The organism is Paenibacillus polymyxa (assembly GCF_018614975.1).
GTDB classification, from domain to species: Bacteria; Bacillota; Bacilli; order Paenibacillales; family Paenibacillaceae; genus Paenibacillus; species Paenibacillus polymyxa_E.
The window spans coordinates 529,122-542,921 of record NZ_JAGGNR010000008.1 but is presented as its reverse complement, the minus strand read 5'-3'; the positions used below and the strand labels follow the sequence as shown (position 1 = coordinate 542,921).

The following is a 13,800-nucleotide window of genomic DNA, read 5'->3' as shown; positions in this document are numbered from 1 at the left end:
TTAGCATATTTGGAGATTAATTTGACCCAATATTATTACAAACACATTATTAATTGCTCTTAAAAGAGCATGGTTTAAAGGCGATCCTATACGAAGAGACCTACTTCATAAGGAAACGTGTTGGGAAATAGCCACAGACTATGAAGAATCTTTTGATATCAAAGATCAAATCGATAAGGTTAAAGCTTTGATTCAGGATCAAAAAGATCAAGTCTGCCTGGGGCTTTCAAAATATTTGGTGTAAACACCTATGAGCTTTTCAATCAAGATTGTTAATCCCGTTTCTTCTTTCACTTCACGAATAGCTGTTTCTTCAGCAGATTAGCCTAATTCCATAGTTCCTCTTGGTTTCAGGACTCAAAGAGTAGAAGTATTTAGATAGAAATAGAATAAAGTCTTAGGGGTGAAGACAGATTTGAAGACGACTGATCCATCACATAACATAATATTCACGCTACGGGCGTCAGCCCTTGGCCCGGCATCCGCCGTACACTCGATATGTGTCGAGTCGTGAATACAGGAACGTAAGGTGAAATTCAGCAGAATGCTAAAAACTTTATCAAATCGAAGGAATAGATAACAACACCTGAATGGAAATAAAAGTGATATTGATCAGTTAAGGAGATCGTTTGGTTGGTTCCATATCTAGTTCCCAAATGCCCAAATTTTTCTTCAAAGCAAGTGTTCGTTTGAGGCCGACCCATTCCTCCAGGTTACATTGTAACAATCAGAAATGGCCTCATTAAGGCACTGAAGCGAAAGGAATAGATATAAATATGAACAATTCCGTCCTGAAACTTCGAAAGAATTTTATGTTGATAATAGTGCTTATAGATATAATTTGGTTATTTTCATCTGTCATCAATTTTGATATTACTATATTCAAAAAAAGTAACTTTGTAATTCCTATCGTGCTACACATCATTTTATTTTTTTGGTTAGGCTATAGAAGTAAAGGAAGAAAGCTAATTCTGATTGTTATTTTGATTATTTTTTCTTCTCTTCTTTTGATTAAGCATTTATTTGCTCCAGTATTTGATCCATACAGCTACGAACATCTGCATATTCCTGGCCCTGGACATTATAGTGAAGTTATAGTTGAACATCGAGCTAATCTGCTGGATCAAGGCATTACACAGTATCGTGTCTACCAAACGAAGTTTTGGGGTTTATTCTTAACTGAGTTAACGACTAAGGAAGTTGTGATAGAAGAACCACATGACTTATATCTTTCCCAAGAAGATATTTTTGATTACTCTGCTCCAAAATGGACGAGAGGGACAGTTAGCTTTGATACCTACAAAGGAAAGCTTACTCTCAAGCTCAAATGACTGAACATAAAACACGAAATATTTATGAATTGGATTTACTTCAAGAAGGTGCTATGGAAAAGCATTAGGATAGGGACATAAGGATGATTTTACATGAGAACTCAAAGAAGTGCCCGACATCACCTACTATAATATTCATGCTGCGGACATTCGTCCTTTGTCCAGCATTTGCCGGACACTCAACATACGCCGAGTCCTGAATACAGGGACGTTAGCAGAAACTAAGGGATTCCTTAATTAAATTATAAAGATTAGATAAACTATTATTTAAGGATGGGGATTTCAATGAGTAGCTTGTTATTAACCTCTTGTGGTTTTTATACTGATGATATTAAAAATCAATTTCTGGATTTTATTTATGGATATATTTCCCAATTAAAAGTCTCAATTATTACAACAGCATTCCCTAGAAAAGAAACTAATAGATATGCACAAAGAGCAATGCAAGAGTTTAAGGACATGGGATTTCAGCATATCAATTTTGTAGATATTGAATTTGATGACCCGCAAATTCTCTTACATAGAGATGTTATATATATTAATGGTGGAAATCCATTTACACTATTGTATTACGCTAAGAAAAGTGGTGCTGATGAAATTATCAGAACACTGTCCGCACAGAATGTAATTATAGTTGGAGTAAGTGCAGGAACGTTATTACTGGGGCCGAATATTAACATCGTCGATTTCTTTACTCCACAGATGAACACAATGAATTTAACGGATTTTAAGGCATTAGGTGTAACCGACAAGCTTATTTTTCCTCACTATGATCGAGAGGACATATTTAAAGATCGTACTAATAGAACAATTGAAGAGAGAATAGTAGAATTTGAATGCAATGAGAAATGTAAGGTGACAAGGCTTAAAGATGAAGAATATATCTCAATCTTAATGAACCAAGCACATTGAAAGTCGTAAATTCATTGAAAGTAGCTCGAAGAAGCCCCTGAAATCTTGCCAGTACCGTATTCACGCTGAGAGGCTACGCCCCTTGGTCTGTCAGTGGGGGATTGAGGAAGTGGTATCCAGCAGACAACTCCTGTGAGGATAAGTCTTCGACCCAGTCGCTCCTGTAAGTCTCTCGGGTTCGTGAATACAACAACGGTATATAAAATAACGAAGAAGTTTATATTGGGAGTTGATTCATTGAAGTATTCAACTGTAGTTCTTGACTTGGACGGAACATTATTAAATTCAAAAAAAGAAGTATCTAAAAGAAACGTAGATGCGGTCTTATCTTGTTATCAGAAAGAAATATTTGCAACAGCTCGACCGCCCAGAGCGGTTAATTGGTTGCTTCCACAAGGATTAGTAGATATCGGGGCTTTTGTATATTACAACGGAGCTCAAGTGATATGTAAGGAAACCAAGATAGAAATTAATGAATCAATCCCTGCTAATGTAACTACAGAAATTCTTGATTACTGTTTGAAGTGTGACCCTCAAATTGAGCTGACTATGGAAGTGAAGGATGAGTGGTTTAGTTTAAGAGAGCTTGATTATATTAGCTCAATGAACACACAATCAAACCCCATAGTAAAACCTTTAAAACAATTAAAGCAATATGATGCTACGAAGATACTTCTGACTGGCAATAATCACAATTCTGGATTGTTTGAAAAATTCCAGGGTAGAGTGAATATATACTAATTACGGATAATAATAAATTAGTACAAATCATGCCTCTTCTGGCATCTAAGGAAATGGCAGTTACTAAACTCTGTGAATTATATAATGTAGAATTGGATTCAGTCATTGTGTTTGGTGACGATCATAATGATGTAGGCCTCTTTAAGATGGCGGGATATTCTATTGCTATGGGAAATGCGATTAGGGAATTGAAGGAAATCGCTGATGAAATAACCGTTAATAATGATGAAAACGGTGTTGCTGTAAGTCTAGAAAGATTTTGTGGGTAACTCAAGGTTACTTTATCTAACAGTACATTTATACACCGTCGCACTTGCTCCTCGGTCGCCAAGAAGGATATCTGAGAAGTTGATTAAGGCGACACATTCAATCAGCTAAGTCTACTGACCCGTTCCCTACGGTAAGCTGCTTGAAAGTCAGGAATACAAAAACGTTAGCCGAAAGAAGTTCTTATTGTAGGAGGAGTCTATATGATATTAGAAAAAGTTATAAATAGAATTGCAATACAAAGTGAATATAAGGATTTGGTTGATAAGTATATAGATCATATACTTAACGAATTTAAAGGTAAGATTCATAGCATTTATATGTGTGGCTCGATTCCAAAAGGAACAGCTCAACCTTTTAAGTCAGATGCAGACTATACTATTGTATGTGTAAATCCCGAAGATATTGATTACGAAAGATTGTCAATGATTAAAGACAGGCTTTTGGAAGAATATCCATTCGTCACTAAGATGGATACGATCATTTGTTCGATTGATGATGTATTAAGTAGACCGAATGATTGGGGGTTTTGGATTAAGATCATTTGTGTTTGCATACATGGGGAGGACATTGGTGAAAAAGTACCCCCGATCATAATTTCTCCAGAATTCATTTTAGACTTAAATACAGATACTAAGGAGGAAGTAGATCGTGTACATCGTTCACTTTCTAATGTCAGTGATCACGCAATGAAAACTAGATATATTAAAGGTTACTCTAAGAGATTAATTCGTGCATTATACTCTTTGGTTTTAGAAGATACAGGGGTATGGGAAGATGAAATTATTAAGATGAAGAATGCCATATTAAACTATTGTGAGATTGACTCCGCTTTAGTTGAGTATCTGTATGCTTGTTACTTGGATAGCGATGTATCTGCTGAAGAGTTTCTGGAAATTGCAGATGAAGTATATCACTATTTTGAGAACGCCTTAAAAATAATGGCTGCTTCAAGAACTTCCTCTGGCTAACAACATTTTGACGATATTGGTCACTCTGAGAGGCGATTTCGTCGTATAACATAATATTCAAGCAGCGGCTCCTGACGGAGCCATGGTCTGCTAGACGTATTTTATGGAAACGCTTCATCGACCCCATTCAACTAATGTTGAACGTATGAATATAGAAACGTTAGGCGAAATAATTGCTAGTGGGAAGGAGATTTAAATGCATATTAGAGGAATAATTCTTGAAGGATACTCAAATGCCGGGAAGACTTCAGTATTAAAAGCAATTAAACGTTATCAATCACAAGAAGAATCCTCAGAACGGAGCGTAGTTATTCTTGGAGAACATTATTCTCAAATTTTGAATAATAAACATGGAGAATATGTAAGTCTAACCCGAGAAGGACACATTGAGTTACTTAAAGAGCGGGTTGAAATGCTAAAGAAACTTAACGAATGGGCAATTCAACTTGGTCCTGCATCTAGAGGATCTAGGGGACTATTTTATGTTCTGGAAAGGTTTCATTTAAATCATAGAGCTGCATTTGTAGATTCGGATTTGGATGAGATAAATAAAATAGAAGAACAGCTTGAGTCTTTAAACGCCAGGTGTATTTTGCTTACAATCTCGCCCGAAGTTGTAGAAGAAAGAATTAAAAGTAGACAACCCGAAGAATGGATCTTTAAAACAGAAGAAGAAGTAAGATCGTCGGTAAGTGAATTATTAAAAATCCAAAATGTATTAAGACATCAAGCCCAAATCTCAAGAGTGCCAACAATCGAAATCAATACAGACGGTAGGATTGGGATGAGTATGTAAAGGTAATTATGGAGGGCAACGACATCGCCTAACCGAATGTTTAAGCATCGTCGCTAGTGCTCCGCACAAAACGTAAAACTAAACCAGAAGGAGTGATCATTTGATTATTATGATTAATGGGTCATTTGGATCGGGCAAGACCTCGACTTCTCAAAAGCTGCAGCCTCTAATACCTAACAGTATGATTTATGATCCTGAAGAAGTTGGATATATGTTGAGAAAAATCTTAACAGAAGAGATCTACTTTGAAGAGGAACGAACGGATGATTTTCAGGATATAGCACTATGGCGAATACTTGTAGTACAGACAGCTCAAGAATTAATGAATAGGTATAAGAAACATCTTATTGTTCCAATGACCATTTATAAATCCGAAAATTTCAATTACATATTAAATGGATTTAGAAGTATCGATCGAGATACTTTTCATTTTTGCCTCTTAGCATCTGAAGAGACGATCAAAAAACGAATTGAAAAACGTGGAGACAAATTTGATTTTTGGTATCAGGAGCAAACAAACGCGGCTCTAATTGCATTTAAAAATACTGATTTTCAAGAACATATTGACACAGATAATAAAGAAACAGAAGAAGTTATAAGCATAATTTTAAGAAAGATTTCAAAAATCAATTGTAAGCAATTCAACGAAATGACTGAATCTACATAAAAACATGTTCATTCACCGGGCTACCCTCGTTCCAGCAGAGTTATGTGTGAATTCAAAGAGGAAAATCAAAATCAATAAGGGGTGTATTATGGATCGTAAGATTATTCAAACCGCAAAAGAGATTGCAATAACAATTATTCGCGAAGCAGGTCGAATCTGTAAGGAGAAGTTTGATAACTTTGTGGAACTGAGACCTAAAGATGAATTTGGGGATATGGTTACTGAAGTTGATCATATCTGTGAAGAAATCATTATCAAACAAATACAGAACGTATTTCCAAATCATCAGATACACAGTGAAGAGGCAGGGCTTATCGGAACTGAGCACGATTGGTTATGGTTAATTGATCCTTTAGATGGAACTAATAATTTTGCAATTGGTTTACCTGTTTTTTCGATATCAATTACTTTAATGTACAAAAGAGAGCCTGTTCTTGGAGTGGTCTATGAACCTCTAACAGAACGTTTATTTGTATCTGTGATTGGTGAAGGGACAAGCTGCAATAATCGACAAATACAAATGAAGAGTAACCCGAATATTTTCAAAGGAAATATAGGTTGGATTCAAGGTCACAGAGTACAAAACGACCCACAAGCAGTAAAACTAAGACAATACATTGATATTAGATTTAAACGAATGTTAAGATTATGGGCTCCAACGCTTCAATGGTGTATGTTGGCCAAAGGAGATATTGATGGAATTGTTCTGTACAATTCTGAAGGTGATGACTTGTATTCAGGTATCTTAATGGTTAAGGAAGCAGGGGGGCTTATTATAGATTTTGAAGGAAATAATTTTAATGGAATGAAAGAAGAACCTTATTTAATCGCATGTCACCCAGACCACAAAGAAGAACTATTGCAAATTGTTAGAAAAGGATTGAGTTAACACCGAGAAGCAATTGGCATGGAAGAGAATTAAGCAGACATATTCTTACGGACTAACCCCATTGGTCGCTTAAGTTGGTGGGAGGTTGTGGATACAGGAACGTTAGCTGAAGAGCTCAAATTATATTTATGTGGGCTAATTGCATAAAATCTGGGAGGACATATTAATGATTAGAACAGTTTCACTTTGTGTTATCCGAAGAGGGGAAGAACTACTGTTAGAAGAGTTTTTTGATGAGGATGTAGGCATAACTTATTATCGACCTATAGGGGGAACCGTTGAATATGGAGAAAGTAGCAAAATCACCGTAATTCGTGAAGTAAAGAAGAAATTGATGCAGATATTTCAGAACCTATCTTGACTAGTGTAATTGAGAATATATTCAACTACCAGGATCAAATTGGACACGAAATTGATTTTATTTATGAGGCTGAACTTATGAATAGATCACTTTACGATTTGAAAGAAATAGAAGGAATAGAAGGAAGTAAACCCTATAAAGCAGAATGGAAACCACTTAATTATTTTAAGGGGAATTTGACAGTAAAACTGGTACCAGATGGGTTACTAGAGTTGCTTCAAGACGGAACAGATGGAAGATATATTAAACGTTTAAGTAAACGATAGCTTGAGGGGATTTGAAGAGAAGGGGGGCGTATAACAACGTATTCACTCTGCGTGCTAACACCTTATGTCCGGCCGAAGTTATGAGCAGGGAAGTGAACAGCCGGACAACCCTGCGAGCCTAAGTCTGGACCTGTTCCCTTCGGTAACTTAAGGCTCTCGGGTTCGTAAATACAGGAATGTTATTGGAGATATTCGTGAATACTTTATTTTTTGGGGGCATCTCAAGGATGAGTAAAAAAACAATAATTATTGAAGATTACAACAATGAATGGCCTGAAATGTTTTCTGATCTGAAATCCATCATAGAACAAAGACTCGGGGATCTAGTACTTAGAATTGAGCACGTTGGTAGTACCGCAGTACCTGGACTAGCGGCAAAACCTATTTTAGATATTGATGTAGTAATTGATTCTATGGATTTGTTTCCAGATGTAATTCAAGGATTAGAAAGTTTAGGTTACGATCATGAAGGGAATTTGGGTGTTGAGAACAGAGAAGCTTTTGCAAGGAAAGATGCAAATGTTCCCTATAGTATAGTGGAAATACAGAAACCTGAACATCATCTGTATGTTTGTAATAAAGAGAGCAAAGAGTTATTAAGACATATATCCTTCAGAGATGAATTAATTAGCAATCCCGAATTTGTAGTCGAATATGGCAATCTAAAGAAAGAACTTGCTATTAAATATGGAGAAAATCGTCAGTCTTATACGGATGGGAAGACCGAATTTGTAAATAAAGTACTTAATGAATATGGAAAGAACTTGTAGGTTGCTCAATGGGATTAAAACATCCGATAGCAAATTATTCACGCTGCGGGGCTAACGCCCCTTGGTCTGCCAGAGATATTTCGAGGAAGTTGTATCAGACAGACAACTCCTACGAGGCTAAGTTTTCAACCCATCGCTGGTGCTCTTTAAGCTCTCGGGTTTGTGAATACAACAACGTTATCGGAAATCTTACAAAGGATATGAAAACGTGAATACTAAAGATTTTAGAAAGCTAATTAGGGTGTATTTTGCTCCAAAACTACATGAGGTTGGGTTTATGGGAACCGATCATCATTTTGTTAAGACAACTGATAATCACTTTATTTACACTCTGGTGATTCAGGCAGATCAATCCGGTGGATCTTGTGTTATGGAGATGGGGGTGCATCTAAATTTTCTTCCTAATTCTATTGGTGAATTTAAGTCTTCAAATGAAATCACGACCTATGATTGTGAATTCAGAAAACGTCTTAATAAAAAAGCAAATTGGCTGAAGAGATTTTTTACTGAGGAGCGTGAAAGATGGTTTCAATACGGAGAAACAGAGGATGATGCAATAGTTACTATAAATGAAATGAAAAAGTTATTTTTGGATCAAGGAATGAGTTATTTTTCTCAATTTAATGATCCTAGTATGATTACATCAATTTCGTTAGCTGAGATAATAGCTGGATCTAAGAAAATTGAAGATTTTGGAGCTCCACTTGATTTAAGGCTGGTTTTGTTAATTGCACGAACGCATAAATTTCTAGGTAATGATAGGGACGCGAAAGATTATGTTCAATGGGGATTAAATAATATTGGGGAAGCAAAAGGACTCATTAAGGACTTTGAGGCCATAGGTCTAGGGAGTTTCTAACATCATATCCGTGCTTCGGCGCCTAAAGGCTCCACGGTCCGCGAGAAGCAATCGGCAGGGGAGAGAATTAGCGGACACATCCGTAAGACTAACCGCATCGCGGCCGCTCCAATTGGTCGCTTAAGTCGGTGGGAGGGTCATGGATACAACAACGTTATGCCCCATTATCGGTAAATATCAAAGATAATATTTAAGGAGATAATTTATGAAAGGTAAGATACTCTTCTTATTATTTATTACGATAGTGTTTTCATCTTGCCAAAATAGTAGTCAATTGACTACCTTGAACAGCGAAACTAAAACAAAAGAAATAATTGAAGGTCGATCAGATCCTTATAACAATGAAGTGTCATCCATGAGTATTGGGAACTATGATTTGACTGGAGATTTTTATGATGAAATGCTTCGAAATCCTATAGATCATGATTATGAAGTGGAATTTGATGAGGCTCAAAATTCAAAAGAGATTATTACAACAATGGGATGGGGGGCGTTGGAAAGCAAATATACAGAGATTTGGGATAAAGAGTTGATTCAAATATATAAAAAACTTCTTTCTAAGTTGGATAGAGAACCAAGAGAAGCACTAATCGAATCGCAGAAAGAATGGTTACAGTATCACTTAAAGGAAACAAAATTTGTAGAGAAGACATTTGTTAATAATGGTTACCTTGGAACACAAGGATCGGTAAGCCTAGGCATGGTTATACGGGAGAGAATTAGGGAAAGAACAATGCAATTATTTGAATATAGATATTTGCTAGATGGTGAAGTTGAGTTTTTATACCAAAGTAAAAAATAGAGTTGGAATCTGGATCAAAGGTTTTTAGGTGATGCTTCGAAGCAGTAATAGCACATAACAATGCATTCAAGTTGCAGGGATACCACGCCTTGGTTGTAAGATGTATAACCATGGAAGAACACACAAAGATTTGTATGGCACGGGCAGCATCATATTGCTCAAATTAAATCTTGTATAACATCGCAGAGGTGGTAGGTCTTATACATCTCAAGTGTGGAGGTAACATATGGGGCATGGAAGGATTCTAGGCATAGCATATAATGTAATTCCAGTGAAAGATTTAGAAGTGTCAGCCGCCTGGTTTGTAAAACATTTTGGATTTAACATTCGCCACCAACGCGAAGGATATTTGAGTTTATTTCGGGGTGATCGCCCAATTTTGGACTTGATCCAAAGCGACAATGAAACACGAGCGACATTTGAAGTTCATCAGAAAAAGAGATGGGTCATTACATTTTTCACTGATGATATTGCTTCTTTACATGACTACTTAACATCAGAGAATGTGAAAGTAGGGGCTGTTAGTGATGAGGGACAGTATGGGAAGTTTTTTGTGTTAGAAGATCTGGACGGTAACTTATTTGATGTGTGGGAACACCATGATTGTGAATTGAATTTTTAATGAGGAGCCTTGGTCTGCTGCTATCACTTACCTAGGATCTGTATGTAAACGAATTCAGAACTAGATTAGGGGGATACAAATGTTGATTAAAGACGAAAAAGTATACCCTGACTGTTCAGTTGAAATAAGAACTGTAGACGTTGGCGGTTTAACAAAACCACAGCTTATTCAGAAACTGGACCAACACTCTATCTCATTGAATAAATATGGAGAACAGTTGTTATATGATGATAGATTTATAGTTTCCAGTACAAAGCAAAGCTTGCAAACGGTTGAGTTGACCGTCAGACAACTTGGATTTTCGAATGGTGCTACGACTTTTCAGCTCTTTCGAAGAGCAAATGATCTTGGGTTGGAATGTTGTCCGGTTGAGTTAGGTCCTTATCTAAGAATGCAATATTTGGAGCAGCCTGAGATATGTTCTACCAATATTTCAGAGGGTAACAAAGCTCCGTCCGGCTCCATTACCATAGCATCTGAAGCCCTTACGGAGGATAATGAATTTCCAAAAGGTTTTTATCTCAGACGAATAAACTACAAGTTATGGCTACGTGGATATCTTGCCGACCATTTGCATGTTTGGAGTCCTCATGATCGCTTTATCTTTTGCAGGGCTCAGCTTCTATTGTATGAGGATCAGGAAGATGTTTTGAAAGGAAAGGAGTGAAGATCAATGGATATCAAAAACAAAAGCGGAGATGTGCTTGGAAAAATTCAAATTGAATCCTTACGCAAAGATAGTGCGATTGACCGGATCGTCATTGACTTAAAGCCTGGTGAGGGGAAGGCGATTTATACCGCAGATGCTACAGAGAACCAATTCACGCAACAGACCAATTATGCAGCCATTCCATGGGAAGACGGGTTCGAACAATTGCAGAAACTTTATTCTCCATGGCAGCCGAAATTTCCGATTGATTCTGATATAGATGCCATTCATGTATTTTATGGATTTGATAATTTAACTCCGCAAGAAATCGATGAAATGATTGAAGAAAGTAACAGGTCAGGCAGAAATGTAGTGATACGAGACTTGAAGCCCAATAAGAAGGTTGTGGGCATCAGCATCACGTATAAAGAATACGGTGGTTATAAACTTAATATTTTCGGGACAACAAAGAGCCGAATCACATTGCCTGATCATGGTGGTACTAAAGTTAAACAAGGAGTCATTCGTGGCGTCCAAGCATTTTATATTTTCGATAACGAAACTTCCCAATTGATATGGATCGAAGAGGATGTGCATGGGAAGGCACTTCAATACGAGATCATTGGCAGAAATATGTCAGAAGATCTTGTGATGGAGATTACGAATTCAATGAACGGATAAATTTTATATTATTTTGAGTGAGGTGCAACGATGAGTTACAAAGCTATTCTCATAGACCAATTAAACGCCTGTTATCATGACAAGAGCTGGTTTATGCCGCTTCATGATATTTTGACAGACCTCAATGCGGCGGAAGCCGCTTATGTAAAGAATGAGGGGGAGCATTCCATTTGGGCGATCGTCAATCATCTTATTTTCTGGAATGAGAAGTGGCTTGAGAGATATGTTGCCGAACAGGTCGACGGGCAGCATCCAGTGAATAATGAGGATACATTTGACATAGATCCGTCTAACTTGAATGATGTGGAATGGGGCAAGACTTTACATAGACTGAAAACCGTCTTTGGTGATTGGAACAGGGCACTTGAGGATAGCGAAGAACATAAATTGACCCGTGAAATCCCTTCCTATTTCAACGCGCCATGGTGGGGAGTTGTATCAAATCTATGTATTCATAATGCCTATCATATTGGCCAGATCATGCTGCTCAAAAAATCAATGAAACACACCTAGTACACGCTGTATTACATTATAAAATTTTACTTAAGCAAAGGAAGATGACTATCATGGAAAAAGGCAAAATTATATTTTTGAACGGTGTAACCAGCTCTGGTAAAACGTCAATTGTAGAGGCGATGCAATCATACGATGATCCGTTTTTCTATGTTGTGGCTAATGATTTATTTGAAAATACGATCGGTGATAAACATCTTCAGACGGATTACTGGAAGTATCTGAGTGAAGCGATTGTAATGATGTATCATACGGCAAAAGTATTTTCAGACCATGGCAAGCATGTTCTGATCGATGGCATACTTGTGGAAAGACCAGAGCTCGCGCCGCATTATGAACAAGTCAAACAGATTTTTGAAGGGTATCCACTGGATATCGTTGAACTGCACTGTCCTCTCGATATCTGTCGTCAGCGTAACATTGAGCGTGGTGATCGCAGAGAAGAGCAATCGGATGAGCAGCATCAAATTATGGCCAAACACATCAACTATAGCTATTCGATTGATACAAGTATGAACACACCCGAAGAATGTGCAGAGAAGATTATTGCAGCACTGTTCAAGAACCATCATGAACCATCATGAACCATTAAAAAATATGTGAAGATGATATTACAAGCTGGACATTCATGAGCATGGTGTTCCAGCTTCGTGGCTATCTGAGAGAACAATAGACCAGTGAATCATCTCAAAAAGAAAGAAGGGGGGAAATGTAATCATGACCAAAGAAATTGAACATTTGCTTCAAACTTTTGAAGAATGGGCGTTGTTTGTCAAAACGATGAATCATCTTGAAGAGAAGACCTGGAATTCCAGCATGGAAGAAGGGAAATGGACGATAAAATCCCTCGTCAGCCATGTGATGTTATGGGACCGATATTTTTACAAGGAAGTGATTGAGAAGATTGCTCTGAAGCAGCCAGTTACGTTGAAACATATAAATTTTGAAGAGTTTAATCGCAAAGCTATTGAGTACGTGAACCGAATCGTACCCGGGAGTTACGGGTTTACTTCCGCTGGCGGATATCCGAACTGGCAGAACCAGAAGTTACATCTAACAGAGGTTGAAGAACTGTCGCTGAATTGGAGACTTGATCGCCAAACGATGAATGGAACCTGTGAAATAAAAGGAAAGTCCTTCACTGTATCTCTCTCGCCGTTTATGGGTGTAGTGGGCATGCCGCCAGAGTCAGGTGGAATTCATACGACTTGGCCGCCTCGCTATTGTGGAGGAAACATCGACTGCAAGGAACTGGTGCAGGGAAGTAAATTATATTTACCTATCCCCGTAGACGGAGGTTATCTCGCGATTGGTGATGGCCATGCACGGCAGGGAGACGGTGAAGTCAGCTGTCAGGCCATTGAATGTCCGATGAAAGTGGTGGATGTCACGCTTAGTGTGATTGATGATATGATTTTGACCAATCCTCATGCACATACGCCATCCGGTTGGATTACCTTCGGTTTTCATGAAGATCTGAATGAGGCTACGGTTCAAGCATTAGACGGAATGCTTAATCTGATGGGTGAGTTGTACGGACTAGATCGAGTGGAAGCGATTGCACTTGGAAGCGCGGTAATCGACCTGCGTATCACCCAAATTGTGAATGGGGTGAAGGGTGTACATGCTGTCCTTCCATATGACGTTTTTAAGTAAATTGAGGTCTGTTATACGTCGCATTAGATGTTTTTATTATTCCACTT

General features: G+C 37.7%; 20 protein-coding genes and 1 pseudogene. 20 read left to right on the top strand and 1 reads right to left on the bottom strand.

The annotated features are described in order from the left end of the window. Positions 1-31: 31 nt before the first annotated feature. Positions 32-244 carry a DUF4279 domain-containing protein gene (locus J7E78_RS29975; RefSeq protein WP_215075556.1) on the top strand — a complete coding sequence of 71 codons (213 nt, stop codon included), beginning with the start codon at positions 32-34 and terminating at the stop codon, positions 242-244. On the opposite strand, the pseudogene J7E78_RS05790 reads toward J7E78_RS29975, so the two are convergent. Beyond that, positions 223-348 (bottom strand): annotated as a pseudogene (locus J7E78_RS05790) (NUDIX domain-containing protein); the annotation flags it as partial. The gene J7E78_RS29975 and the pseudogene J7E78_RS05790 sit on opposite strands and share 22 nt — an antisense overlap. 428 nt (positions 349-776) lie before the next feature. Here J7E78_RS05790 and J7E78_RS05785 point away from each other — a divergent pair. From J7E78_RS05785 to J7E78_RS05695, 19 genes are all read left to right on the top strand, one after another. Next, complete coding sequence (locus tag J7E78_RS05785; protein WP_215075352.1) at positions 777-1,331, top strand: hypothetical protein; 555 nt, start codon at positions 777-779, stop codon at positions 1,329-1,331. 285 nt (positions 1,332-1,616) lie between these two features. Then, positions 1,617-2,243, top strand: coding sequence for a Type 1 glutamine amidotransferase-like domain-containing protein (locus tag J7E78_RS05780; RefSeq protein ID WP_215075351.1), 627 nt, complete (start codon positions 1,617-1,619; stop codon positions 2,241-2,243). 237 nt (positions 2,244-2,480) lie between these two features. Then, a complete protein-coding gene (locus J7E78_RS05775; protein WP_215075350.1) occupies positions 2,481-2,984 on the top strand; it encodes an HAD hydrolase family protein in 504 nt (167 codons plus the stop codon). Continuing rightward, complete coding sequence (locus J7E78_RS05770) at positions 2,978-3,253, top strand: HAD family hydrolase (protein WP_311516954.1); 276 nt, start codon at positions 2,978-2,980, stop codon at positions 3,251-3,253. The genes J7E78_RS05775 and J7E78_RS05770 overlap by 7 nt, the downstream gene beginning before the upstream one ends. Positions 3,254-3,454: 201 nt before the next feature. Then, complete coding sequence (locus J7E78_RS05765; protein ID WP_215075348.1) at positions 3,455-4,222, top strand: nucleotidyltransferase; 768 nt, start codon at positions 3,455-3,457, stop codon at positions 4,220-4,222. A 196-nt stretch (positions 4,223-4,418) separates the two neighbouring features. Then, entirely contained in the window at positions 4,419-5,018 is a 600-nt protein-coding gene (locus tag J7E78_RS05760) for a hypothetical protein (RefSeq protein WP_251034836.1), read from the top strand. Positions 5,019-5,127: 109 nt separating this feature from the next. Beyond that, positions 5,128-5,685 (top strand): AAA family ATPase, encoded by a 558-nt coding sequence (locus tag J7E78_RS05755; protein ID WP_251034864.1) that lies wholly within the window; start codon positions 5,128-5,130, stop codon positions 5,683-5,685. 88 nt (positions 5,686-5,773) lie between these two features. Next, a complete protein-coding gene (locus J7E78_RS05750) occupies positions 5,774-6,574 on the top strand; it encodes an inositol monophosphatase family protein (protein WP_215075346.1) in 801 nt (266 codons plus the stop codon). A gap of 166 nt (positions 6,575-6,740) precedes the next feature. Continuing rightward, positions 6,741-6,935, top strand: a complete 195-nt coding sequence (locus J7E78_RS05745) for an NUDIX hydrolase (protein ID WP_215075345.1) — start codon at positions 6,741-6,743, stop codon at positions 6,933-6,935. A gap of 77 nt (positions 6,936-7,012) precedes the next feature. Further along, entirely contained in the window at positions 7,013-7,201 is a 189-nt protein-coding gene (locus J7E78_RS05740; protein ID WP_215075344.1) for a hypothetical protein, read from the top strand. Between the two features lie 227 nt (positions 7,202-7,428). Continuing rightward, positions 7,429-7,971 (top strand): GrpB family protein, encoded by a 543-nt coding sequence (locus tag J7E78_RS05735; RefSeq protein ID WP_215075343.1) that lies wholly within the window; start codon positions 7,429-7,431, stop codon positions 7,969-7,971. A gap of 208 nt (positions 7,972-8,179) precedes the next feature. Next, complete coding sequence (locus J7E78_RS05730) at positions 8,180-8,830, top strand: DUF4304 domain-containing protein (RefSeq protein WP_215075342.1); 651 nt, start codon at positions 8,180-8,182, stop codon at positions 8,828-8,830. Positions 8,831-9,035: 205 nt separating this feature from the next. Next, positions 9,036-9,632, top strand: a complete 597-nt coding sequence (locus J7E78_RS05725) for a lysozyme inhibitor LprI family protein (protein ID WP_215075341.1) — start codon at positions 9,036-9,038, stop codon at positions 9,630-9,632. Between the two features lie 226 nt (positions 9,633-9,858). Then, positions 9,859-10,254, top strand: a complete 396-nt coding sequence (locus J7E78_RS05720) for a VOC family protein (protein WP_215075340.1) — start codon at positions 9,859-9,861, stop codon at positions 10,252-10,254. Between the two features lie 79 nt (positions 10,255-10,333). Next, complete coding sequence (locus J7E78_RS05715) at positions 10,334-10,921, top strand: helicase (protein ID WP_215075339.1); 588 nt, start codon at positions 10,334-10,336, stop codon at positions 10,919-10,921. A gap of 6 nt (positions 10,922-10,927) precedes the next feature. Then, positions 10,928-11,584, top strand: a complete 657-nt coding sequence (locus J7E78_RS05710) for a hypothetical protein (RefSeq protein ID WP_215075338.1) — start codon at positions 10,928-10,930, stop codon at positions 11,582-11,584. A 30-nt stretch (positions 11,585-11,614) separates the two neighbouring features. Continuing rightward, the gene (locus tag J7E78_RS05705; protein ID WP_215075337.1) at positions 11,615-12,097 is read left to right on the top strand and encodes a DinB family protein; all 483 of its coding nucleotides are present in this window, start codon (positions 11,615-11,617) and stop codon (positions 12,095-12,097) included. A 53-nt stretch (positions 12,098-12,150) separates the two neighbouring features. After that, the gene (locus J7E78_RS05700; protein ID WP_215075336.1) at positions 12,151-12,681 is read left to right on the top strand and encodes a phosphotransferase-like protein; all 531 of its coding nucleotides are present in this window, start codon (positions 12,151-12,153) and stop codon (positions 12,679-12,681) included. A 133-nt stretch (positions 12,682-12,814) separates the two neighbouring features. Beyond that, positions 12,815-13,753: an acetamidase/formamidase family protein gene (locus J7E78_RS05695; protein WP_251034835.1), complete on the top strand. Its 939-nt coding sequence runs from the start codon at positions 12,815-12,817 to the stop codon at positions 13,751-13,753. Positions 13,754-13,800: the final 47 nt, after the last annotated feature.

Excerpts from the sequence above, each read along its gene's own strand:
- J7E78_RS05785 (WP_215075352.1), top strand. The coding sequence starts at position 777 with ATGAACAATTCCGTCCTGAAACTTCGAAAGAATTTTATGTTGATAATA.
- J7E78_RS05780 (WP_215075351.1), top strand. The coding sequence starts at position 1,617 with ATGAGTAGCTTGTTATTAACCTCTTGTGGTTTTTATACTGATGATATT.
- J7E78_RS05765 (WP_215075348.1), top strand. The coding sequence starts at position 3,455 with ATGATATTAGAAAAAGTTATAAATAGAATTGCAATACAAAGTGAATAT.
- J7E78_RS05760 (WP_251034836.1), top strand. The coding sequence starts at position 4,419 with ATGCATATTAGAGGAATAATTCTTGAAGGATACTCAAATGCCGGGAAG.
- J7E78_RS05755 (WP_251034864.1), top strand. The coding sequence starts at position 5,128 with ATGATTAATGGGTCATTTGGATCGGGCAAGACCTCGACTTCTCAAAAG.
- J7E78_RS05750 (WP_215075346.1), top strand. The coding sequence starts at position 5,774 with ATGGATCGTAAGATTATTCAAACCGCAAAAGAGATTGCAATAACAATT.
- J7E78_RS05745 (WP_215075345.1), top strand. The coding sequence starts at position 6,741 with ATGATTAGAACAGTTTCACTTTGTGTTATCCGAAGAGGGGAAGAACTA.
- J7E78_RS05740 (WP_215075344.1), top strand. The coding sequence starts at position 7,013 with ATGAATAGATCACTTTACGATTTGAAAGAAATAGAAGGAATAGAAGGA.
- J7E78_RS05735 (WP_215075343.1), top strand. The coding sequence starts at position 7,429 with ATGAGTAAAAAAACAATAATTATTGAAGATTACAACAATGAATGGCCT.
- J7E78_RS05725 (WP_215075341.1), top strand. The coding sequence starts at position 9,036 with ATGAAAGGTAAGATACTCTTCTTATTATTTATTACGATAGTGTTTTCA.
- J7E78_RS05720 (WP_215075340.1), top strand. The coding sequence starts at position 9,859 with ATGGGGCATGGAAGGATTCTAGGCATAGCATATAATGTAATTCCAGTG.
- J7E78_RS05715 (WP_215075339.1), top strand. The coding sequence starts at position 10,334 with ATGTTGATTAAAGACGAAAAAGTATACCCTGACTGTTCAGTTGAAATA.
- J7E78_RS05710 (WP_215075338.1), top strand. The coding sequence starts at position 10,928 with ATGGATATCAAAAACAAAAGCGGAGATGTGCTTGGAAAAATTCAAATT.
- J7E78_RS05705 (WP_215075337.1), top strand. The coding sequence starts at position 11,615 with ATGAGTTACAAAGCTATTCTCATAGACCAATTAAACGCCTGTTATCAT.
- J7E78_RS05700 (WP_215075336.1), top strand. The coding sequence starts at position 12,151 with ATGGAAAAAGGCAAAATTATATTTTTGAACGGTGTAACCAGCTCTGGT.
- J7E78_RS05695 (WP_251034835.1), top strand. The coding sequence starts at position 12,815 with ATGACCAAAGAAATTGAACATTTGCTTCAAACTTTTGAAGAATGGGCG.